Origin of the sequence: Streptomyces sp. NPDC002573 (assembly GCF_042889625.1) — a bacterium.
Classification (GTDB): domain Bacteria; phylum Actinomycetota; class Actinomycetes; order Streptomycetales; family Streptomycetaceae; genus Streptomyces; species Streptomyces gibsoniae.
Genome location: NZ_JBIARC010000004.1, coordinates 40,371 through 62,313, shown reverse-complemented (window position 1 = coordinate 62,313; position 21,943 = coordinate 40,371). Strand labels below are relative to the sequence as shown.

The 21,943-nt window shown below is 73.0% G+C and carries 19 protein-coding genes; 15 read left to right on the top strand and 4 right to left on the bottom strand.

Annotated elements, in window-relative coordinates; genetic code table 11:
- Positions 1 to 161: 161 nt before the first annotated feature.
- From ACFYX0_RS05465 to ACFYX0_RS05455, 3 genes are all read left to right on the top strand, one after another.
- Positions 162 to 2,102 carry a SpoIIE family protein phosphatase gene (locus ACFYX0_RS05465; protein WP_388966628.1) on the top strand — a complete coding sequence of 647 codons (1,941 nt, stop codon included), beginning with the start codon at positions 162 to 164 and terminating at the stop codon, positions 2,100 to 2,102.
- Positions 2,103 to 2,147: 45 nt separating this feature from the next.
- Positions 2,148 to 3,380, top strand: coding sequence for a radical SAM family heme chaperone HemW (gene hemW / locus ACFYX0_RS05460; protein ID WP_388966625.1), 1,233 nt, complete (start codon positions 2,148 to 2,150; stop codon positions 3,378 to 3,380).
- A gap of 100 nt (positions 3,381 to 3,480) precedes the next feature.
- Positions 3,481 to 4,059, top strand: coding sequence for a Uma2 family endonuclease (locus ACFYX0_RS05455; protein ID WP_388966622.1), 579 nt, complete (start codon positions 3,481 to 3,483; stop codon positions 4,057 to 4,059).
- Here ACFYX0_RS05455 and ACFYX0_RS05450 read toward each other — a convergent pair.
- Both ACFYX0_RS05450 and ACFYX0_RS05445 read right to left on the bottom strand, forming a co-directional pair.
- Entirely contained in the window at positions 4,037 to 4,846 is an 810-nt protein-coding gene (locus ACFYX0_RS05450) for a DUF3097 domain-containing protein (RefSeq protein WP_388966620.1), read from the bottom strand. The genes ACFYX0_RS05455 and ACFYX0_RS05450 overlap by 23 nt on opposite strands.
- A 46-nt stretch (positions 4,847 to 4,892) precedes the next feature.
- Entirely contained in the window at positions 4,893 to 5,627 is a 735-nt protein-coding gene (locus tag ACFYX0_RS05445) for an MBL fold metallo-hydrolase (RefSeq protein ID WP_388966617.1), read from the bottom strand.
- A gap of 194 nt (positions 5,628 to 5,821) precedes the next feature.
- Here ACFYX0_RS05445 and hrcA point away from each other — a divergent pair, with 194 nt between their 5' ends.
- The 10 genes from hrcA (at position 5,822) to ACFYX0_RS05395 (ending at position 16,761) form a co-directional block, all read left to right on the top strand.
- The gene (hrcA, locus tag ACFYX0_RS05440) at positions 5,822 to 6,838 is read left to right on the top strand and encodes a heat-inducible transcriptional repressor HrcA (protein WP_311698402.1); all 1,017 of its coding nucleotides are present in this window, start codon (positions 5,822 to 5,824) and stop codon (positions 6,836 to 6,838) included.
- The gene (gene dnaJ / locus ACFYX0_RS05435) at positions 6,839 to 7,975 is read left to right on the top strand and encodes a molecular chaperone DnaJ (RefSeq protein ID WP_355919393.1); all 1,137 of its coding nucleotides are present in this window, start codon (positions 6,839 to 6,841) and stop codon (positions 7,973 to 7,975) included.
- Positions 7,976 to 8,175: 200 nt separating this feature from the next.
- Entirely contained in the window at positions 8,176 to 9,252 is a 1,077-nt protein-coding gene (locus ACFYX0_RS05430; protein WP_355919396.1) for a nitronate monooxygenase, read from the top strand.
- Positions 9,249 to 9,986, top strand: coding sequence for a 16S rRNA (uracil(1498)-N(3))-methyltransferase (locus tag ACFYX0_RS05425; protein ID WP_388966614.1), 738 nt, complete (start codon positions 9,249 to 9,251; stop codon positions 9,984 to 9,986). Before ACFYX0_RS05430 ends, ACFYX0_RS05425 begins: the two co-directional genes overlap by 4 nt.
- 16 nt (positions 9,987 to 10,002) lie before the next feature.
- The gene (locus ACFYX0_RS05420) at positions 10,003 to 10,395 is read left to right on the top strand and encodes a VOC family protein (RefSeq protein ID WP_311698406.1); all 393 of its coding nucleotides are present in this window, start codon (positions 10,003 to 10,005) and stop codon (positions 10,393 to 10,395) included.
- An 85-nt stretch (positions 10,396 to 10,480) separates the two neighbouring features.
- Positions 10,481 to 11,047, top strand: a complete 567-nt coding sequence (locus ACFYX0_RS05415; RefSeq protein WP_388966612.1) for a hypothetical protein — start codon at positions 10,481 to 10,483, stop codon at positions 11,045 to 11,047.
- 89 nt (positions 11,048 to 11,136) lie between these two features.
- Entirely contained in the window at positions 11,137 to 14,355 is a 3,219-nt protein-coding gene (locus ACFYX0_RS05410; RefSeq protein ID WP_388966610.1) for a S41 family peptidase, read from the top strand.
- Between the two features lie 121 nt (positions 14,356 to 14,476).
- Positions 14,477 to 14,830 (top strand): histidine triad nucleotide-binding protein, encoded by a 354-nt coding sequence (locus tag ACFYX0_RS05405; protein WP_355919408.1) that lies wholly within the window; start codon positions 14,477 to 14,479, stop codon positions 14,828 to 14,830.
- 6 nt (positions 14,831 to 14,836) lie between these two features.
- Positions 14,837 to 15,742: a ribonuclease Z gene (locus ACFYX0_RS05400; protein WP_355919411.1), complete on the top strand. Its 906-nt coding sequence runs from the start codon at positions 14,837 to 14,839 to the stop codon at positions 15,740 to 15,742.
- A gap of 20 nt (positions 15,743 to 15,762) precedes the next feature.
- On the top strand, positions 15,763 to 16,761 hold the full coding sequence (locus ACFYX0_RS05395) for an adenosine deaminase (protein WP_388966608.1): 999 nt from the start codon (positions 15,763 to 15,765) through the stop codon (positions 16,759 to 16,761).
- Between the two features lie 6 nt (positions 16,762 to 16,767).
- Here the strand turns inward: ACFYX0_RS05395 and ACFYX0_RS05390 are convergent, their stop codons facing one another.
- Both ACFYX0_RS05390 and ACFYX0_RS05385 read right to left on the bottom strand, forming a co-directional pair.
- Entirely contained in the window at positions 16,768 to 18,108 is a 1,341-nt protein-coding gene (locus tag ACFYX0_RS05390; protein ID WP_388966605.1) for an MFS transporter, read from the bottom strand.
- 201 nt (positions 18,109 to 18,309) lie between these two features.
- Positions 18,310 to 19,092, bottom strand: coding sequence for an IclR family transcriptional regulator (locus ACFYX0_RS05385; protein WP_388966602.1), 783 nt, complete (start codon positions 19,090 to 19,092; stop codon positions 18,310 to 18,312).
- A 197-nt stretch (positions 19,093 to 19,289) separates the two neighbouring features.
- Between ACFYX0_RS05385 and ACFYX0_RS05380 the strand changes: the two genes are divergently transcribed.
- Together ACFYX0_RS05380 and ACFYX0_RS05375 are read left to right on the top strand one after the other, a co-directional pair.
- Complete coding sequence (locus ACFYX0_RS05380; protein ID WP_388966599.1) at positions 19,290 to 20,597, top strand: glucarate dehydratase family protein; 1,308 nt, start codon at positions 19,290 to 19,292, stop codon at positions 20,595 to 20,597.
- A gap of 208 nt (positions 20,598 to 20,805) precedes the next feature.
- Positions 20,806 to 21,906 (top strand): PfkB family carbohydrate kinase, encoded by a 1,101-nt coding sequence (locus ACFYX0_RS05375; RefSeq protein WP_355919442.1) that lies wholly within the window; start codon positions 20,806 to 20,808, stop codon positions 21,904 to 21,906.
- Positions 21,907 to 21,943 lie beyond the last annotated feature (37 nt).

Genomic DNA, 21,943 nt, shown 5'->3' with positions numbered 1-21,943 from the left:
CTCGAATCCGACCGTCTTCGGGCACATCCGTAGCACGGTTCTCACCCATGACGGCCCACTTCGGTAACTCGGCGCTTATGAGCGGGTCCGGTCTGTCACTCTGTCCGCATCGCCGGAGGCGTATTCGTCGGAGTTCACCGGAACCGCTCGGGGAGCCGTCCATGGGGACCATTCCCACGCAACGGGAGACCATCTCCCGCGCCTCGGACATGCCCGTGCACGAGGGCGCGGCGCTGCACACGGTGGTCCGTACGACGCTGCCGGGCGGACCGCTCGCGCCGGGCGCCGCCCGCCGTTTCGTCCGCGCCGCCCTCTCCGCGTGGGCCGAGGCGGCCGAGCCCGACACCTTCACCGAGCGGCTGGCCGACGACGCCCTGGTCGTGGTCAGCGAACTGGTCACCAACGCGGTCGTGCACGCGGGCACCGACGTCGACATCGTCTGCCGTCTCCACGAGACGGAGGACGAACCCCCCGGTCTCCTCGTCGAGGTCTCCGACCACCACCCCTCGCGCCCGGTACGGGACGCCGCCGCCGAGCACACCTACGGCATACCCGAGTACGGTCGCGGGCTGCGCCTCGTAGGCGCGCTCGCCACGGCCTGGGGGATCACCTACCGCACCGCCACCAAGACCGTCTGGGCACAGCTGCCCCTCGACGGCGCCGCGGCCGGTGAGGACGGCATCGAGGCCTACGCCGGTGAGGACTTCCTCGCGGGCGGGCTAGGCACGGCCGAGATCCTCGGGCCCGAACCCGCCGCCTACGCCGAGCCCGGACGCGGTGTGCCCGACCGGGACTGGCGGGGCCGCGGCGCGCTCTCCTTCCTCGCCGAGGCCTCCGACCTGCTCGCGGGACAGCTCGACGAGGACCTGGTCGCCGCGCTCACCGGGCAGCTCCTGGTGCCGCGGCTCGCCGACTGGTGCGCGGTGTGGCTGGAGGACGAGGCGACCGGCTGGCACGGGCCCGAGGCGGCGGTCGCCACCGGGCCGCGCCTCGCCCGGGTCTGGCACGGCAGCGAGAACCGCATCGAGGAGCTGCGCCGGGTGCTGGAGAAGGACCCGCCGCGGCTGCCGGAGTCGGTGCGTTCCCGGGCGGTGCCCGTGCCCTGGCCGGGGGAGGCGCTCGGCCCGCGCGGCACAACCGGGGCGGCGCTCGCCTACCGGCTGATCGCCGGCGGCCGCCCGCTCGGCACGCTGGTCATCGGCCGTACGGGACTGCTGCGCTTCCCCGACGAGGTCACCGGGCTCGTCGAGGACCTCAGCCGCCGGGTGGCGCTCGCCATCGGGGCGGCCCGGCAGTACGCGCGCCAGGCCACCATCAGCAGGGTGCTGCAGCGGGGCCTGCTGCCCGGGGCCGTCGCCGAGATCCCCGGGGTGAGCAGCGCGCTCGTGTACGAACCGTGCGACAAGGGCGGCGGCCCCAGCGGCGACTTCTACGACCTCTTCCCGGCCGGCCGCGGACGGTGGTGCTTCGCCCTCGGCGACGTCCAGGGCAAGGGCCCGGAGGCGGCGGTCGTGATCGGGCTGGCCCGCCCCTGGCTGCGGCTGCTGGCCCGCGAGGGGTACGCGGTCCCCGACGTCCTGGACCGCCTCAACCAGCTCCTCCTGGACGACGCCACGGAGGCGGCGGACGCGGCGGCGCGGGCGCTGGTGGCGGCGGGCGCCCCCGTGCCGGTCGCCGACGGCGGCCCCCACGCGCGCTTCCTCTCCCTGCTCTACGGCGAGCTGGTCCCCTTCGACGGCGGGGTGCGCTGCACGCTCGCCTCCGCCGGGCATCCGCTGCCGCTGCTGCTGGGCCCGGACGGCGACGTACGGGTCGTGGCCCAGCCGCAGACCCTCCTCGGGGTCGTCGAGGACGTCACCTACGTGTGCGAGACGTTCGAGCTGTACTCCGGCGACACGCTGCTGTCCGTCACGGACGGGGTGACCGAGCGGCGCAGCGGCTCCCGCCAGTTCGACGACGGGGACGGGCTCGCGGCGGCGCTGGCCGGCTGCGCCGGGCTGAGCGCCGAGCTGATCGCGGAGCGGATCCGGACCCTGGTGCACGAGTTCGGGGGGCAGCCCCCGGAGGACGACCTGGCACTGCTGGTGCTGCGCGCCGAGTGACGTGCGTCAGAACGGTCACGTCGTCGGTGCTGGACAATGGAGGACATGCCTTCCGCACTCCCCGACGGCGAGCCCGTCCCCCACGACGGCGCACTGCCCGCGCACGCCCTCGCCGGAGCCGCCGAGCGCCCCCTCGGGTTCTATCTCCATGTGCCGTACTGCGCCACGCGCTGCGGCTACTGCGACTTCAACACGTACACGGCGACGGAGCTGCGCGGCACGGGCGGGGTGCTGGCGTCCCGCGACAACTACGCACAGACGTTGATCGAAGAGATCCGGCTGTCCCGCAAGGTGCTGGGCGACGACCCGCGCGAGGTCCGCACGGTCTTCGTCGGGGGCGGCACCCCGACCCTGCTGGACGCGTCGGACCTGGTACGGATGCTGGGGGCGATCCGCGAGGAGTTCGGGCTCGCGGACGACGCCGAGGTCACCACGGAGGCGAACCCCGAGTCGGTCGACCCGGCGTATCTCGAGACCCTCCGGGAGGGCGGCTTCAACCGCATCTCCTTCGGCATGCAGAGCGCCCGCCCCCACGTACTGAAGATCCTGGACCGCACCCACACCCCGGGCCGCCCCGAGGCCTGTGTGACCGAGGCGCGGGCGGCGGGCTTCGAGCACGTCAACCTCGACCTGATCTACGGCACCCCGGGCGAGAGCGACGACGACTGGCGGGCCTCCCTGGACGCGGCGCTGGGCGCGCGCCCCGACCATGTCTCGGCGTACGCGCTGATCGTCGAGGAGGGCACCCAGCTCGCCCGCCGCATCCGCCGGGGCGAGATACCGATGACGGACGACGACGTGCACGCGGACCGCTATCTGATCGCGGACGAGGTGCTCGGCTCCGCGGGCTACGACTGGTACGAGGTCTCCAACTGGGCCACCTCGGAGTCGGGCCGCTGTCTGCACAACGAGCTGTACTGGCGCGGTGCCGACTGGTGGGGCGCGGGCCCCGGCGCGCACAGCCATGTGGGCGGCGTGCGCTGGTGGAACGTGAAGCACCCGGGGGCGTACGCGGCGGCGCTCGCCGAGGGCCGCTCCCCGGGGGCCGGACGGGAGCTCCTGTCGGCGGAGGACCGCCGGGTGGAGCGCATCCTGCTGGAACTGCGCCTGAGGGAGGGCGTCCCGCTGTCGCTGCTGCGGGAGGAGGGGCTCGCGGCCGCACGCCGGGCCCTGACGGACGGCCTCCTGGAGAACGGCCCGTACGAGGAGGGCCGAGCGGTCCTCACCCTGCGGGGACGGCTGCTGGCGGACGCGGTGGTGCGGGACCTGGTGGACTGATCACTCCGGCGGGTGAATCGGTGCGGAACGCCGCGTCGGTCCCTAACCTGATTCGTAGGCTGCCGCCGACAGGACGCGGCGGATGTGGAGGGCCACGGAGATGACCGCTGTGGACGAGCGCGGGATGACCAGGTACTTCGAGGAGCTTGAGCCTCCCGAGGGCGTCAGGGTCGAGCTTCTTCGGGGGGAAATCGTGATGATGGCCAGTCCCGACCTGGTGCACAACATGATTGTGGAAGACGTGTTGGACCAGATTCCGCGCAACCGGTGGGCCCGCCTCCAGACCCAGGATGTCGATGTCCTCGACGAAGCCAGCGAGCCCGTACCGGACTTGGTGGTCCTGGAGCGTGACCTCATGCCCCGCTCCGGGCGCCTGCTGCCGTCCTCACTGATCACGATGGTCGTCGAGGTCGTCTCCAAAACCAGCGTCGCACGAGACTACGAGGTCAAGAGGTCGATCTACGCCGCAGGCAAGGTGCCCGCTTATCTCATCGTCGATCCGGTCATGGCGCAGTGTGTCCTGCTCACGAACCCCGATGGCGAGGGCGAGAGAGCCGACTACCAAACGCAGCACGTGACGAAGTTCGGCGCCGGCCTGCCGCTGGCGATCCTGGGAATCGAGCTGGACACCGGCGAATTCGGGACGTCTCCCGGTGTCAAGCCCCACCGCTATCCGTGACGAAGTCGATCAGTTCCTCCACCCGCCCCAGCAACTCCGGCTCCAGGTCCCTGTAGGACCGCACCCGCGCCAGGATCCCCTGCCAGGCCGCCCCCGTGTTCTCCGGCCACCCGAGCGCCCGGCACACGCCCTTCTTCCAGTCCTGTCCGTGCGGAACGCGCGGCCATTGAGCGATCCCCACGGCCGCGGGCTTCACCGCCTCCCAGATGTCGATGTACGGGTGGCCGACGACCAGCGCGTGCTCGCTGGTCACCGACTCGGCGATACGCCACTCCTTCGTACCCGGCACCAAGTGGTCCACGAGCACGCCCAGCCGCGCGTCGGGACCCGGCGCGAAGGACGACACGATCGAGGGCAGGTCGTCCACGCCCTCCAGGTACTCCACCACCACGCCCTCGATGCGCAGATCGTCGCCCCACACCTTCTCCACCAGCTCGGCGTCGTGGCGGCCCTCCACATAGATACGGCCGGCGCGGGCCACCCTCGCGCGCGCTCCCGGGACGGCCACCGAGCCCGACGCCGTACGGGTGGGACGCACCGGCGCGCTCGACGGGCGCACCAGGGTCACCACCCGGCCCTCCAGCAGGAACCCCCGCGGCTCCAGCGGGAACACCCGGTGCTTGCCGAAGCGGTCCTCCAGGGTCACCGTGCCCGCCTCGCAGCGGATCACCGCGCCGCAGAAGCCGGTGCGCGGCTCCTCGACCACGAGACCGGGGTCCGCCGGGACCTCCGGCACGGGCTTGGGCTTCTTCCACGGCGGGGTCAGGTCCGGCGAGTACTGGCGCATTCGGATGACGATAGGAGAAGCCCGGTCGTCACGGATGGGGAAGGCCTCACGACACGCCGAAACGGGACGCCAGCTCGTCGCGCTGCGCCCGGACGAACGCCGCGTCCACCACGGCACCGTGCCCCGGCACGTACACCGCGTCCGGGCCGCCCAGTCCGAGCAGCCGGTCCAGGGCCGCCGGCCAGTGCGCGGGGACCGCGTCCGGGCCCGCCTGCGGCTCGCCGGACTCCTCCACCAGATCCCCGCAGAACACCACCTCCCGCTCGCCGGGGACCAGAACCACCAGGTCGTGCGCCGTGTGGGCCGGGCCCACGTTCGCCAGCAGCACCTGCACCCCGCCCAGGTCCAGCGTCCGTTCCCCCGACACCTGATGGCGCGGGCGCACCAGCACGTCCCCGGCCTCGGCCGCCTCGGCCGGGTCCAGGCCGTGCCGTACCGCGTCCGCGACCAGCACGTCACGCTCCCGGAGGAACACCGCGTCCGTGCCCACCGCCCCGAACACCTCCACGCCCGCGAACGCCGCCGCCCCGAGGACATGATCGAAGTGGGGGTGCGTCAGGGCGAGATGTGTCACACGCCGGTCCCCGCCGAACGGCGCGAGCAGCCGTCGTGTCTCGGTGCGCAGCCGCGCGCCCTCGCGGAGACTCGACCCGGCGTCGATCAAGAGCGCTCCGCGCTCGCCGACCACCAGTCCCGTCGTGCAGTCCCATCCCGGCAGCCGCGTACGCCCTGCCCGGGCGCCGAGCGCCTCCCACCCGGACTCTTCCCACCTCACCGTCATGGGGTGACGCTATCCGCAGGCGCCCGGCCGGACAGGACAGGGCGGGACAGGTCGGTACACGTCGGCGCGGCACAGGTGCCCGCCCTTGCCGGGGGCGTACCCGACGGCCGTACACTTGGCCCGGGGATGCTGGCACTCACCCGCGCAGAGTGCCAGGGAAGCGCCAAGGGGAACGGACCGCTGGAGGTGTGCGCATGCTGAGTGAACGCAGGCTCGAAGTGCTGCGCGCGATCGTCCAGGACTACGTGGGCACCGAGGAGCCGGTCGGTTCCAAGGCGCTCACCGAGCGGCACAACCTCGGCGTCTCCCCGGCCACCGTCCGCAACGACATGGCCGCGCTGGAGGACGAGGGCTACATCGCCCAGCCGCACACCAGCGCCGGACGCATCCCCACGGACAAGGGCTACCGCCTCTTCGTCGACAAGCTCGCGGCCGTCAAGCCGATGACCCCGCCCGAGCGCCGCGCGATCCAGAACTTCCTGGAGGGCGCCGTCGACCTCGACGACGTCGTGGCGCGTACGGTACGGCTGCTCGCGCAGCTCACCCGGCAGGTCGCCGTCGTGCAGTACCCGTCGCTGACCCGCTCGACGGTGCGGCACGTGGAACTGCTGGCGATGGCGCCCGCGCGGGTGATGCTGGTGCTGATCACCGACACCGGCCGGGTCGAGCAGCGCATGATCGACTGCCCCGCGCCCTTTGGAGAAACGTCACTCGCTGATCTGCGGGCGCGGCTCAACAGCCATGTCACCGGCCGCCGTTTCGCGGACGTCCCGCAGCTCGTGCAGGACCTGCCCGAGGCCTTCGAACCGGAGGACCGGGGCACGGTCTCCACGGTGCTCTCCACCCTTCTGGAGACCCTCGTGGAGGAGACCGAGGAGCGGCTGATCATCGGCGGCACCGCCAATCTCACCCGCTTCGGGCATGACTTCCCTCTCACCATCCGCCCCGTGCTGGAGGCGCTCGAGGAGCAGGTCGTGCTCCTCAAGCTCCTGGGTGAGGCGAAGGATCCGGCCATGCGGGTGCGTATCGGTCACGAGAACGCTCACGAGGGACTCAACTCCACGTCGGTCGTCTCCGTGGGCTACGGTTCGGGCGGCGAGGCAGTAGCGAAACTCGGCGTGGTCGGACCGACCCGCATGGATTACCCGGGAACGATGGGAGCGGTACGAGCGGTGGCACGGTACGTCGGACAGATCCTGGCGGAGTCGTAAGTGGCCACGGACTACTACGCCGTACTCGGCGTGCGCCGCGACGCGTCGCAGGAAGAGATCAAGAAGGCGTTCCGCCGGCTCGCCCGCGAGCTGCACCCGGACGTCAACCCTGATCCCAAGACGCAGGAGCGGTTCAAGGAGATCAACGCCGCGTACGAGGTGCTCTCGGACCCGCAGAAGAAGCAGGTCTACGACCTCGGTGGCGACCCCCTGTCCCAGTCGGGCGGCGCGGGCGCGGGCGGCTTCGGCGCGGGCGGCTTCGGGAACTTCTCGGACATCATGGACGCGTTCTTCGGCACGGCGTCGCAGCGCGGACCGCGCTCGCGCACCCGCCGCGGCCAGGACGCCATGATCCGGCTGGAGATCGAGCTCGACGAGGCGGCCTTCGGCACCACGAAGGACATCCAGGTCGACACGGCCGTCGTCTGCAACACCTGCAACGGCGAGGGCGCCGCGCCCGGCACCTCGGCGCAGACCTGTGACATGTGCCGCGGCCGCGGTGAGGTCTCGCAGGTCACGCGGTCCTTCCTGGGCCAGGTCATGACCTCCCGGCCCTGCCCGCAGTGCCAGGGATTCGGCACGATCGTCCCGAACCCGTGCCCGGAGTGCGCGGGCGACGGACGGGTGCGCTCCCGCCGGACGCTCACCGTCAAGATCCCCGCGGGCGTCGACAACGGCACCCGGATCCAGCTCGCCGGCGAGGGCGAGGTCGGCCCCGGCGGCGGTCCGGCCGGTGATCTGTACGTCGAGATCCACGAGCTGCCGCACCCGATGTTCCAGCGCCGCGGCGACGACCTGCACTGCACGGTCACCCTCCCGATGACGGCGGCGGCCCTCGGCACCAAGGTGCCGCTCGAGACGCTGGACGGCATGGAGGAGGTCGACATCCGCCCCGGCACGCAGTCCGGGCAGTCGATCCCGCTGCACGGCCGAGGCGTCACGCATCTGCGCGGCGGCGGCCGGGGTGACCTGGTCGTGCATGTCGAGGTGCAGACGCCGTCGAAGCTGGACCCCGAGCAGGAGCGCCTGCTGAGGGAGCTGGCGCAGCTGCGCGGCGAGGAGCGGCCGCAGGGCCAGTTCCAGCCGGGACAGCAGGGGCTGTTCTCGCGCCTGAAGGACGCCTTCAACGGGCGCTGACCCTCCGCGACACCCCAATGGCGCCGGCTCCCCTCGGACCGGCGCCGTTGTGTTTCCCGGGGCTGCCGTCGGCTGCCGCTCCGGCCCGTTCCGGTCGCCCGTGAGCACCCCCACTGCCCTGACCCGCGGACCTTTCCGGGGGCATATGCCAGCGGAAGCCCGGATTCGGACTTGTTCGAAGGACGTGACAACATGCCGTCATGTCCTCCGTGCTGACCGATCTCCTCCGCCATCCGATCGTGCAGGCCCCCATGGCGGGCGGAGTCTCCGTGCCACAGCTCGCCGCCGCCGTGTCCGAGGCGGGCGGCCTCGGGTTCCTCGCCGCGGGTTACAAGACCGCCGACGGCATGTACCAGGAGATCAAGCAGCTCCGCGGGCTCACCGCCCGTCCCTTCGGCGTGAACGTGTTCATCCCGCAGCCCGACCAGGCGGACCCCGCCGCCGTCGAGGTCTACGCCGAACAGCTCGCCGGCGAGGCCACCTGGTACAAGGCCGAACTGGGCGACCCCGAGAGCGGCCGCGACGACGGCTACGACGCCAAGCTCGCCATCCTGCTCGACGACCCGGTGCCCGCGGTCTCCTTCCACTTCGGCGTCCCCGCCCCCTCGGTCCTTCAGTCCCTGCGCCGCGCGGGCACCTTCACCCTGGTCAGCGCGACCACCGCCGAGGAGGCCCTCGCCGTACAGGAGGCGGGCGCCGACGCGGTCATCGCACAGGGCGTCGAGGCCGGCGGCCACCAGGGCACCCACCGCGACAGCGCCGAGAACGACGGCTCCGGCATCGGGCTGCTCACCCTGGTCACCCAGATCCGTGAGGCCGTACGCATCCCGATCGTCGCGGCCGGCGGACTCATGCGCGGCAGCCAGATCGCCGCGGTGCTCGCGGCGGGCGCGAACGCGGCCCAGCTGGGCACCGCGTTCCTCGCCAGCCCCGAGTCCGGCGCGCACCCCCTGCACAAGCAGGCGCTGACCGACCCCCTGTTCGTCCGTACGGAGCTGACGCGCGCGTTCTCCGGGCGCCCGGCCCGTGCCCTGGTCAACCGGTTCATGCGGGAGCACGGGCCGTACGCGCCCGCCGCCTACCCCGAGATCAACCACCTCACCTCGCCGCTGCGCAAGGCGGCCGCCAAGGCCGACGACCCGCAGGGTATGTCGCTGTTCGCCGGCCAGGGCCACCGTCTGGCCCGTGACCTGCCCGCCGGACGCCTGGTGGAGGTCCTGGCGGCGGAACTCCGCGAGGCCGCGACAGCGTTGTCCGCGGGCGGTGCCGGTCGATGACGGCACCCGTGTTCGTCGTGGACCGGCTCGACGCCGTCGGTCCCGAGTTCGTGCTCGACGGCCCCGAGGGGCGGCACGCGGTCTCGGTGAAGCGGCTGCGGCCGGGGGAGGCCGTCGTCCTGACCGACGGCGCCGGACGCCGGGCGGAGTGCGAGGTCGTCGGCACCGAGGGCAAGGACCGGCTGGTCGTCCGGGTGACCTCGGTGTCCGAGGAGCCGCCGCAGACACCCCGGATCACCGTCGTCCAGGCCCTGCCCAAGGGCGACCGGGGCGAGCTGGCCGTGGAGACCATGACCGAGGTCGGCGTCGACGCGATCGTCCCCTGGCAGGCCTCCCGCTGCATCACCCAATGGAAGGGCGACCGGGGGCTGAAGGCCCTCGGCAAGTGGCGGGCCACCGCCCGCGAGGCGGGCAAGCAGTCCCGCCGGGTGCGCTTCCCCGAGGTCGCGGACGCGGCGACGACCAAGCAGGTTGCGGCACTTCTCGCCAAGGCCGACTTCGCGGCGGTCCTGCACGAGAGCGGCGAGGACCCCCTCGCGACCGTGGAACTCCCCACCGAGGGCGAGATCGTGCTGATCGTCGGGCCCGAAGGGGGCGTCGCCCCCGAGGAGTTGACCCTGTTCGAGGAGGCGGGTGCGCGGGCCTTCCGGCTGGGGCCCACCGTGCTGCGCACCTCGACCGCCGGCACCGCGGCGGCCGCGCTGCTGCTCGGCCGCACCGGACGCTGGTCCTGACCTTCGGGGGTACACCATGGAACTCGCCCAGGTACGGCTGCTGGTCTCGGACTTCGCCGCCTGCTACCGGTTCTACGCCGACGTCCTCGGCCTCAAGCCCCAGTCGGGAGCCGGGGACGGGCCGTACGAGAAGTTCTCTCCCGCCGTCGGCTCGGCGGGCATCGCCCTGCAGGACCGGGAGATGATGGCCCGCGTCCTGGGCGAACTGGGCGACGCCGCGATGGGCCACCGCTCCCTCGTGGTGCTGCGCGTGGACGACCTGGACGCCTACTGCGAGCGCATCGTCTCCCGCGGCGCGACCCTGCTGCATGGCCCGGCCCCCATGACCGACCGTATGCGCGTCGCCCACCTCAAGGACCCTGAGGGCAACCTGGTCGAACTCCAGGAATGGCTGCTGCTGCGCGGCTGACGGCGCGTCGGGGGAGTGACACGGGAGCGCTCGGTGGCCGTATGCGCTCTACCGCTGACGGCGGGTAAGTGGCAGGCTGCCCTCCATGGGGGCATTGAGGCGGATTCGGTGGCGCCCGCGGGGACGGCGGGCCCTGGCGGCGACCGGACTCGTGGCGGTCGCCGTCGGCGGAGCCGTGGCGTGCCAGCCCGGTGACCTGAGTACCGTGGCGGCGGCGTACACCACCGACCAGACCGCGACCAGGGAACTCCAGCAGCACCATGTGAAGGTGCGCTGGCTGAGCTGCACGGGCGGCTACGGCACCGGCGCCACCGCCACCCGCTCCGCGAGGACACCCGCACCGACCGAGACCACCGTCGTCAGCGTCGACTGCCAGGGCAAGACCGACGACGACAAGGACATCACCGTCAAGGGCAGGATCACCCGGGTCGTCGACGGCAGGTGCGTCCGCGGGGACCTGCGGGCCACCGTGGGCGGCAGGCAGTGGTTCCATGTGAGCGGCCTCGGCAACTGCGACGGCCCGCCGACCCCGACGTACCAGCCGCCCGGCACCTACCAGCCGAACCCCGGCCTGCCCGGCCCCACCGTCACCGTGACGAGGACCATCTGGTGCCAGGGCGACCCCACCTGCTGGCCCGTCCAGGGCAAATGATCCGCTCGACCCTCACGGCCACGCACGACGAGCCGGGGCGACTGACAAAACCCCTGTCCGTGAACACACTTGCTGCTTAGGGTGACCTGGTGACTCAGTCCACATCGCCCGCGTACCTCCGCTTCCCGCATCTGCACGGCGAGTCGGTCGCCTTCACCGCCGAGGACGACGTCTGGGTCGCCCCGCTCGACGGCGGCCGTGCCTGGCGGGTCAGCGCCGACAACGTCCCGGTCAACCACCCCCGGATATCCCCGGACGGCCGGACCGTGGCCTGGACCTCGACCCGCGACGGCGCTCCCGAGGTGTACGCCGCCCCGATCGACGGCGGTCCGGCCCAGCGCCTGACCCACTGGGGCAGCGGCAAGACCCAGGTGCGCGGCTGGACCCCCGACGGACGGGTGCTCGCCGTCAGCACGGTCGGCCAGGCCTCCCTGCGCCGCTCCTGGGCGCACTCCGTACCGCTCGACGGCGGCCCGGCCACCACGCTGCCGTACGGGCCCGTCGGCGAGGTCGCCCACGGCCCGGCCACCGTGCTGCTGTCGGCGCCCATGGGCCGCGAGGCCGCCTGGTGGAAGCGGTACCGCGGCGGCACGGCGGGCAAGCTGTGGATCGACCGGTCCGCCGACGGCGAGGGGGCCGGGGAGTTCGTCCGGCTGCACGAGGACCTCGACGGCAACATCGAGTACCCGTGCTGGGTCGGGGAACGCATCGCCTTCCTCTCCGACCACGAGGGCGTCGGAGCGCTGTACTCCTCGCTCGCCGACGGCTCGGACCTGCGCCGCCACACCCCCCTCGACCACTTCTACGCCCGGCACGCGGCCACCGACGGAACCCGGGTCGTGTACTCCTCCGCCGGTGAACTGTGGCTCCTGGAGGACCTGGACGGGGCCGAGCCCCGCCGGCTCGACATCCGGCTCGGCGGACAGCGCGTGGATCAGCAGCCGTATCCGGTGAGCGCGAACCGCTGGTTCGGGGCCGCCTCGCCCGACCGCACCGGGCGCGGCAGCGCGATCTCGGTGCGCGGCGCCGTCCACTGGATCACCCACCGCTCGGGGCCCGCCCGCGCGCTCGCCGCCGAGCCCGGCGTACGGGCCCGGCTGCCGCGCACCTTCCGCGCCGACGGCGAGGAGTGGGTGGTGTGGGTGACGGACGCGGAGGGCGACGACGCGCTGGAGTTCGCGCCCGCCACCGGAGTCGCACCCGGCGCCACCCCGCGGCGGCTCGCGGGCGGGCGCCTCGGCCGGGTGCTCGGGCTCGCGGTCGCCCCCGACGGCAGCCGGGTCGCGGTCGCCGCGCACGACGGGCGGGTGCTGCTCGTCGAGCGGGACAGCGGCGAGGTGCGCGAGGTCGACCGCAGCGAGGACGGCGAGGCCGACGGGCTCGTCTTCTCCCCGGACTCGGCCTGGCTGGCCTGGTCGCACCCCGGCCCCCGCCCGCTGCGCCACCTCAAGCTCGCCAACACGGCCGATCTGTCGGTCACGGAGGCGACCCCGCTCCGTTTCCGGGACTACGCGCCCGCGTTCACCCTGGACGGCAAGCACCTGGTGTTCCTCTCGGCCCGCTCCTTCGACCCCGTCTACGACGAGCACGTCTTCGACCTGGCCTTCGTGGGCGGCTCCCGGCCGCATCTGATCACCCTCGCCGCGACCACCCCGTCCCCCTTCGGGCCCCAGCGGCACGGCCGTCCCCTCCAGGCGCCGGACAAGGACGAGACACCCGACAGCGAGGGCGCGCCCACGACCCGGGTCGACCTGGACGGCCTCGCCGACCGGATCGTGCCGTTCCCCGTCGAGGCCGCGCGCTACTCCGGCCTGCGGGCCGCCAAGGACGGCGTGCTCTGGCTGCGGCACCCGGTGCGCGGAGTCCTCGGCACCTCACGGGCCACCCCCGACGACCCCGACCCCCAGTCCGAACTGGAGCGCTACGACCTCGTCCAGCAGCGCATCGAGCATCTCGCCTCGGACGCCGACCACTTCACGGTCACCGGCGACGGCAAGCGGGTGCTGCTGTGGACCGACGGCAAGCTCAAGGTCGTGCCGAGCGACCGGCGCGCCCCGAACGACGACGACAGCGACGCCAACATCACCGTGGACCTGTCCCGGATCCGGCAGACCGTCGACCCGGCGGCCGAGTGGCGGCAGATGTACGAGGAGACCGGCCGCCTCATGCGCGACAACTTCTGGCGGCCCGACCTCGGCGGGGTCGACTGGGACGGCGTGCTGGACCGGTACCGGCCCGTCCTGGAGCGCATCGCCACGCACGACGACCTGGTGGACCTCCTGTGGGAGGTGCAGGGCGAACTGGGCACCTCGCACGCGTACGTCACACCGGGCGGCTACGGGCCCGGCGCTGACCGTAGGCAGGGCCTGCTCGGGGCCGACGTCTCCCGGCACCCGGACGGCAGCTGGCGCATCGACCGGGTGCTGCCGTCGGAGACCTCCGACCCGGACGCCCGGGCGCCGCTCGCCGCACCCGGAGTGGCGGTACGGGCCGGGGACGCGATCGTGGCGGTCGGCGGCCGGCCCGTGGATCCGGTGGCCGGGCCGGGACCGCTGCTGGTCGGGACGGCGGGCAAACCGGTGGAGCTGACCGTCTCGCCGGCGGGCGGGGGCGATCCGCGGCATGTCGTCGTCGTGCCGATCGCGGACGAGGAGCCGCTGCGGTACCACGCGTGGGTCGCGGACCGGCGGTCGTATGTGCACGAGAGATCCGGCGGACGGCTCGGCTATCTGCATGTGCCGGACATGGTGGGCTCCGGGTGGGCGCAGCTCCACCGCGATCTGCGGGTCGAGGTCGCCCGGGAGGGTCTGGTCGTGGACGTCCGGGAGAACCGGGGCGGCCACACCTCCCAACTGGTCGTGGAGAAGCTGGCGCGGCGGATCGTGGGCTGGGACCTGCCGCGCGGGCTGCGCGCGTACAGCTACCCGGAGGACGCTCCGCGCGGCCCGGTCGTCGCCGTCGCCAACGAGTTCTCCGGCTCGGACGGCGACATCGTCAACGCGGCGGTCAAGGCGCTCGGCATCGGACCGGTGGTCGGGACGCGGACCTGGGGCGGCGTCATCGGCATCGACAGCAGGTACCGGCTGGTCGACGGGACGCTGGTGACCCAGCCCAAGTACGCGTTCTGGCTGGAGGGCTACGGGTGGGGCGTGGAGAACCACGGTGTCGATCCCGACATCGAGGTGGTCCAGACGCCCCAGGACCACGCGGCCGGGCGGGACGTCCAGCTCGACGAGGCGGTGCGGCTGGCGCTGGCCGCCCTGGAGGAGCGCCCGGCGAAGCGTCCCCCGGAGCTGCCGGCCCTGTGAACCGCCGTACCGCGGCGGGCATTCCCCGGCCCCGCCCGCCCTCCGGCCCTTTCCGGACCGGCGGGCGGGGCCGATACGATGCCGTCGTAGTGATCAGTCCGTGTGAGGAGGAGGCACGCACATGGCGGGAGAGCCGCAGGACGACTGTCTGTTCTGCAAGATCGTCGCGGGGCACATCCCGGCGACGATCGTCCGGGAGACCGACACCACGATCGCGTTCCAGGACATCAATCCCCAGGCACCCACGCACATACTGATCATCCCGAGGCTCCACCACCGGGACATCGCGACCCTCGCCGCCGCCGCACCGTCGGTGGCCGCCGATGTGCTCCGCGAGGCCGGCGAGGTCGCCGCGCAGGAGAAGCTGGAGAGCTACCGCGTCGTCTTCAACACCGGCAGCGGCGCCGGGCAGACCGTCTGGCACGCCCACGCCCATGTGCTCGGCGGCCGCGGTCTGCAGTGGCCCCCCGGATGACGCGCCATGTCCGCCCGTGAACTGGTGGTGCTCGGCACCGCCAGCCAGGTCCCGACCCGGCAGCGCAACCACAACGGCTACCTGCTGCGCTGGGACGGCGAGGGCATCCTCTTCGACCCCGGGGAGGGCACCCAGCGGCAGATGCTCCGCGCCGGGGTCGCCGCCCACGATCTGCACCGGATCTGCGTCACGCACTTCCACGGGGACCACTCGCTGGGGCTGGCCGGGGTCATCCAGCGGATCAACCTGGACAAGGTGCCGCACGAGATCACCGCGTACTACCCGCGGTCGGGACAGCGGTTCTTCGAGCGGCTGCGGTACGCCACCGCCTACCGCGAGACCGTCCGGCTGACCGAGGCACCGGTCGCCGAGGACGGGGTGCTCGCGACGACCGCCGCGTACACGCTCGAGGCGCGCCGGCTCTCCCATCCCGTGGAGTCGTTCGGCTACCGGCTGGTCGAACCCGACGGGCGGCGGATGCTGCCCGAGCGGCTCGCCGAGCACGGGATCACGGGCCCCGACGTGGGCCGTCTCCAGCGCGAGGGCTCCCTCGGCGGTGTCCCGCTGGAGGCCGTGAGCGAGGTGCGCCGGGGACAGCGGTTCGCGTTCGTCATGGACACCCGCCTCTGCGAGGGGGTGTACGCCCTCGCGGAGGGCTGCGACCTGCTCGTCATCGAGTCGACCTTCCTCGACGAGGACGAACAGCTCGCCGTCGAGTACGGCCATCTGACGGCTGGTCAGGCGGCCCGGGTGGCCCGGGAGGCGGGGGTGCGGCACCTGGTCCTCACCCACTTCAGCCAGCGCTACTCGGAGCCGGAGGAGTTCGAACGGCAGGCACGGGCCGCCGGGTTCGAGGGAGAGCTGACCGTGGCGCACGACCTGCTCAGGGTGCCGGTCCCGAAACGGCGCTGACCAGGCCTTACGATGCTTTGATGCCCCTCCCCAAAGCTGAACTGCACCTTCACATCGAAGGCACCCTGGAGCCGGAGCTGGCCTTCGAGCTGGCCGCCCGCAACGCCGTCGAACTGCCGTACGCCGACACCGACGACCTGCGCAAGGCCTACGCCTTCGAGGACCTCCAGTCCTTCCTGAACCTGTACTACGAGCTGATGGCCGTGCTGCGGACCGAGCGGGACTTCGAGGATCTCGCCAATGCGTATCTGGAGCGGGCCGCCGCGCAGGGCGTGCGGCACGCCGAGATCTTCTTCGACCCGCAGGCCCATATCGCCCGGGGCGTCCCCATGGGGACTGTCGTCGAGGGCCTGTGGCGCGCGCTCGGCCGCAGCGAGGAGAACCACGGCGTCTCCACCCAGCTGATCATGTGCTTCCTGCGGGACGAGTCCGCGGACTCGGCGATGGAGACGCTGCGGGCGGCCGAGCCGTACCTCGACCGGATCGTCGGCATCGGCCTCGACTCCGCCGAGGTCGGCCACCCGCCCGCCAAGTTCCGCGAGGTGTACGAGGCCGCCGCCGCCCTCGGGCTGCGCCGGGTCGCGCACGCGGGCGAGGAGGGGCCGCCGGAGTACATCACCGAGGCCCTCGACGTGCTCGGCGTCGAGCGCGTCGACCACGGTCTGCGCTGCATGGAGGACCCGGCGCTGGTGGAGCGGCTGGTGCGGGAGCAGGTGCCGCTCACGCTCTGCCCGCTGTCCAACGTCCGGCTGCGCGCGGTCGACGTCCTGGCGGAGCATCCGCTGCCCGCGATGCTGGACGCCGGACTGCTGTGCACGGTCAACTCCGACGACCCGGCGTACTTCGGCGGCTATGTGGCGGACAACTTCCACGCCGTGCACGACACCCTCGGGCTGAGCACCGAGCGGATGCGCGAACTGGCCCGCAACTCGTTCCTCGCCTCCTTCCTGGACCACGACGAGGAGCGGCGGGCCCGCTACCTCGCCGAGGTGGACGCGTACGAGTTCACCGGGAACTGAGGGGTTCTACGGGGTACCGGGTCCCGGCGCGGCGGTCGTCTGCCGGGGCCCGGCCGTGCCGTAGGCCCCCTGGTCCGGGGCCGCCGGTGTGTCGAACGGGATCTCCACGACGGGCTGTTCGGTGGTGTCGGCCGGTGCGATCGCGCCCATCGCGCCGCCCGGCGACACGGCGACCACGGTGACCTGGACATCCCGGCGGCGGCGCACGCCGCCCCGCAGCAGCGGACGGCCGCCCGGCTGCCGGGCGACGGCGGCCAGCGGGAGGGCGATCGCCAGCAGGCCGGCCGCGAGGATCGTGCCCATCGCCGGGAAGCCCGCCCGCGCGGCCAGCACACTGCCGGTGAGGGGCCCGGCCGCGGTGCCGAGCGAGGACGCCGAGCCGACGAGGACGGCCCAGCGGCCACGCCGGTCCAGGGAGGCGGCGAGGCCGATCAGATACGACAGCACGATCGGGTAGAGCGTGTTCCAGGCGATCTCACCGCTTGCGAAGGTGCCGAGGCCGGTGGCGGAGGCGCTGAGCGCGATACAGCCGGCGATGAGCGCGGTGCCCACGCCGACGGGGAGCGCACGGCCGAGTCGCGGCCCGAGCACGCTCGCGCCGATCACGCCGAGCAGCCCGGCGCCGAGTGCGACGGCGAAGACCAGACCGACGGTGACCTCGCTGAGGTGCGCCTGGCTGAGGCCGATGCGCCCGCTGACGCCCCACAGGGAGTTCTGGGCCAGGGACCAGCACAGGATGCCGCCGGCCAGCACGAGCCCGGAGCCGCGATGGGGCAGCCGGCCCGTCTCGCGGGGAGCCGTTGCGACGGGCGCGGGGGAGGAGAGGCGGCCGGTCGCGGGCCACACCAGGAGGGCGGTGAGCGCGATCGCGGCGAGCGGGAGGCCGTGTCCGGGGCCGAGGTGGGGGATCGTCAGGTAGACCGCTCCGGCGAGCGCGGAGACACCCAACAGGCCCAGCGTGGAGACCCGGTGCGGGTCGCGCTGGGCGGCGATGCCGGTCGCCGCGACCGTGGTGGCGGTGCCCGACCCGAAGCCGCCGGCGACCGCTCCCGCGACGACCACGGGGATGCTGTGGCTGACGGCGGCCGTGCCGTATCCGGCTGCGGCGAGCAGCAGCCCCAGGCGGGCCAGCCGCCGGGGGCCGACGCGATGGACGTGGGCGGCCAGCAGAAAGCCCGCGGCGGCCGAACTCAGCAGCAGGGCACTGCCGATGGAGCCGGCCTCGGTGGCGGAGAGCGGCAGACCCGCGTCGAGTCTGCCGACGGTGGTGGGCAGAAGGTACGCGGCGAGATACCCGGCCGTGAAAAGGGCGACGAGGGGCCAGGGCGGGGCGGTGCGCGAGGACACGGGCGTTCCAGGGCGTGCGAAAGGACGGCTCAGAAAAAAGGGGGGGTGGGCGCCGTCCGTCGACCGACAGGAACGCGCGGGCAATTTGTATCAAGCACGCGGTTCGAGAAAAAGCGCGGGATGTGTGATCTGAGTCACTCGCAGGTTTGTGGCTGGTGAGCTCGGGTATACGAGCGCGATTTCCGGGTGGCCGGGCCGGGTTCAGCGCCAGTGCGGCGCCCCCGCGAGGCCCGGCCCGGCCCCCTCGATCCCGGCCCGCACCTCCCGCATCACCGCCACGATCCGCTCCTCGTGCTCCGGTGTCAGCCGGGCCACCGGCACCGAGCAGCTGATCGCGTCCAGCGCCGGGGTGTCGTAGCGCAGGGCGAAGCCGAAGCCGACGATGCCGGTGACGCTCTCCTCGCGGTCGACCGCGTGACCGCGCTCGCGGGTCGCGGCCAGGTCCGCCGTCAGGGACGCCCGGGTCGTGCGGGTGTTCGGGGTGAGTGCCGGGTAGGGGCCCGGGGGCAGTGCCTCGTCGGGCCGTTCGGCCAGCAGTGCCTTGCCGAGCGCCCCCGCGTGGGCGGGCAGGCGCCGGCCGACCCGGCTGATCGTCCGCAGATAGGCGTGCGACTCGCGGGTGGCCAGATACGCCACGTCCATGCCGTCCAGGCGGCCCAGATGGATCGTCTCGCCCAGCGCCTCGGACGCCTGGTCCAGGAACGGGCGCACGGCACGGACGCGCGGGTCGGAGTCCAGATAGCTCGTGCCCGTCAGCAGGGCGCTGATGCCGATGCCGTAGAGCGAGCCCGTGACGTCCGTGCGGACCCAGCCCCGCGAGATCAGGGTCTGCAGCAGGGCGTACATCGAGCTGCGCGGCACCGAGAGCTGGTCGGCCAGTTCCTGAAGCCGTGCCGGGCGGTCGCCGCGGGCCGCGAGCACCTCGAGCAGTTCGACCGTGCGCGCGGCCGACTTCACCTCGCGGACGCCCCCTGTGTCTGACATGCGCCGATCGTAATCCGGGCACGGGAGGGCACCGCCCGGCGCACGCCGGGCCATTGACGAGCCCCGTTCACCTACTTAGGCTTCATCTTCATACATAGACGGTGTCTCCATGGGGAGACTGCCAGAGGAGGACAGTCAGGGGAAGACCGGCTCATGCCCCTGCTCACCGCCGCACCCGACCTCTTAGGAGCCGCCCCGTGACCGCCGCGACCCGCCCCGGCCTCACCATCGACGAGGTGCGTCTGACACCGATCCTGGTCGCCGACCCGCCGCTGCTCAACACCCAGGGCGTCCACCAGCCGTACACGCCCCGGCTGATCGTGGAGGTGGTGACCGCCGACGGGACCACGGGGGTCGGAGAGACCTACGGCGACACGAAGTACCTCGATCTCGCCCGGCCCTTCGCCCAGCGGCTGATCGGCCGCCAGGTGACCGACACCACCGCCCTGTTCGACCTCGCCGACGAGATCGGCGTGGCGGGCTCCCCCGGCGGCGACCGGCTCGACGTGGGCGGGCTGCGCGGGGTCCAGACCGCCGACAAACTCCGGCTGTCCGTCGTCTCCGCCTTCGAGGTCGCCTGCCTCGACGCCCTCGGCAAGGCGCTCGGGCTGCCCGTGCACGCCCTGCTCGGCGGCAAGGTGCGGGACGAGGTCGAGTACAGCGCGTATCTGTTCTACCGATGGGCCGGGCACCCCGAGGGCGTGGCCGCCGAACAGGACGACTGGGGTGCCGCCCTCGACCCGGCGGGAGTGGTCGCACAGGCCCGGACCTTCAAGGAGCGGTACGGCTTCGGCTCCTTCAAGCTCAAGGGCGGGGTGTTCCCGCCCGACGAGGAGGTCGCCGCGATCCGCGCCCTCGCCGAGGCCTTCCCCGGACACCCGCTGCGCCTGGACCCCAACGGGGCCTGGACCGTCGAGACCTCACTGAAGGTCGCCCGGGAGCTGGACGGCCTCCTCGAGTACCTGGAGGACCCCGCCCTCGGGACGGACGCGATGGCCGAGGTCGCCGCGGGCACCGGCATGCCGCTGGCCACCAATATGTGCGTGACCACCTTCCCGGAGATCGAGAAGGCGTTCACCCGCGGTGCCGTCCAGGTCCTGCTGTCCGACCACCACTACTGGGGCGGCCTGCGCAACACCCGGGAACTGGCCGCCGTCTGCCGCACGTTCGGGGTCGCGCTGTCCATGCACTCCAACACGCACCTGGGCATCTCCCTCGCCGCGATGACCCATGTCGCCTCGACCGTGCCCGACCTGCACCACGCCTGCGACACCCACTACCCCTGGCAGTCCGAGGACGTCATCACCGAGCGCCTCACTTTCGAGGGCGGCAGGATCGCCGTACCGGACGCGCCCGGTCTCGGCGTCACCTTGGACCGCGACCGGCTGGCCGCCCTGCACGCCCGCTGGCTCGCCGACGACGGCACCCTGCGCGAGCGCGACGACGACGCGGCGATGCGCGTCGCGGATCCCGGCTGGGTCACTCCGGTGGTGCCCCGCTGGTAGGCGCACGGCTCCCCACGACGGCGGTGGGTGACGGTCGCCGGTGGCGGCCGCGGGCAGCGGCTGCGGACAACCGCCGCCGCGCACCGTGACGATTGGTGCACACTGGCTGGATCCGCACCACGTCAGGGAGCCCACCGTGACCGCCACCACCGGAGAGGGACCGCACCGCCACCCCGGCACGCAGGAGAAGCCGCACCCCCATCCCCACATCGGGGACGAGCCGCACCGTACCTCCCAGGTCGACCCCCTGGCCGCCCTGCGCGCGCCCGGGGACCCGCCCCGGGACGTGTACCTCACCGGGACGGTCTTCCTCGACATCATCTTCACCGGGCTGGAATCCGCCCCCGTGCGCGGCACCGAGTCCTGGGCGCGCGGGATGGGGTCGAGCCCCGGCGGTGTCGCCAACATGGCCACGGCGCTGGCCCGGCTCGGTCTGAAGACCTCCCTGGCCGCGGCCTTCGGCGACGACCACTACGGCGAGTACTGCTGGGACGAGCTGGAGCAGGGCGAGGGCATCGACCTCTCGCCGTCCCGGCGGGTCCCCGGCTGGCACTCCCCGGTCACCGTCTCCATGGCCTACGAGGGTGAGCGGACCATGGTCTCCCACGGCCACGAGCCGCCGCCGGAGCAGCCCGCACCCGCCTGCCCGCCCCGTGCCCGGGCCGCCGTCGCCTCGCTGACCCCCGGCCGGCGCGCCCCCTGGATCGCCGAGGCCGCCAAGCGGGGCACCCGTGTCTTCGCCGACGTCGGATGGGACGACACCGGGGCCTGGGACCTCGCGGGCCTCGCCGACCTCGAACACTGCGAGGCGTTCCTGCCGAACGCCGAGGAGGCGATGCGGTACACGGGCACCGACTGCCCGCGCGCCGCCGCGCACGCGCTCAGCGCCCATGTGCCGCTGGCCGTGGTCACCCTCGGCGCGGAGGGCGCGTACGCCGTGGACGGACGCACCGGCGACAGCGCCGCCGTGCCCGCGATCGCCGTCGAGGCGCTGGACCCGACGGGCGCGGGCGATGTCTTCGTCGCGGGCTTCGTCACCGGCACGCTGGCCGAGTGGCCGCTCGCCGACCGCCTCGCCTTCGCGGGCCTGACGGCCGCGCTGTCGGTGCAGGAGTTCGGCGGGTCGCTGTCGGCGCCGGGGTGGTCCGAGGTCGCCGCGTGGTGGCGCCGGGTCCAGTCCTACGAGGACCAGGACCCGGCGGCCCTCACCCGGTACGCGTTCCTCGACCGGTTGGTCCCGGAGGGGCGTGTGGAGCCCTGGCCGCGGCGGCGCGCCGTTCCGACGATCGGGTTCCGCCGATCGGCGTGAGCACGTCCGGCGATCGGCGTGCGCACGTCCGGCGATC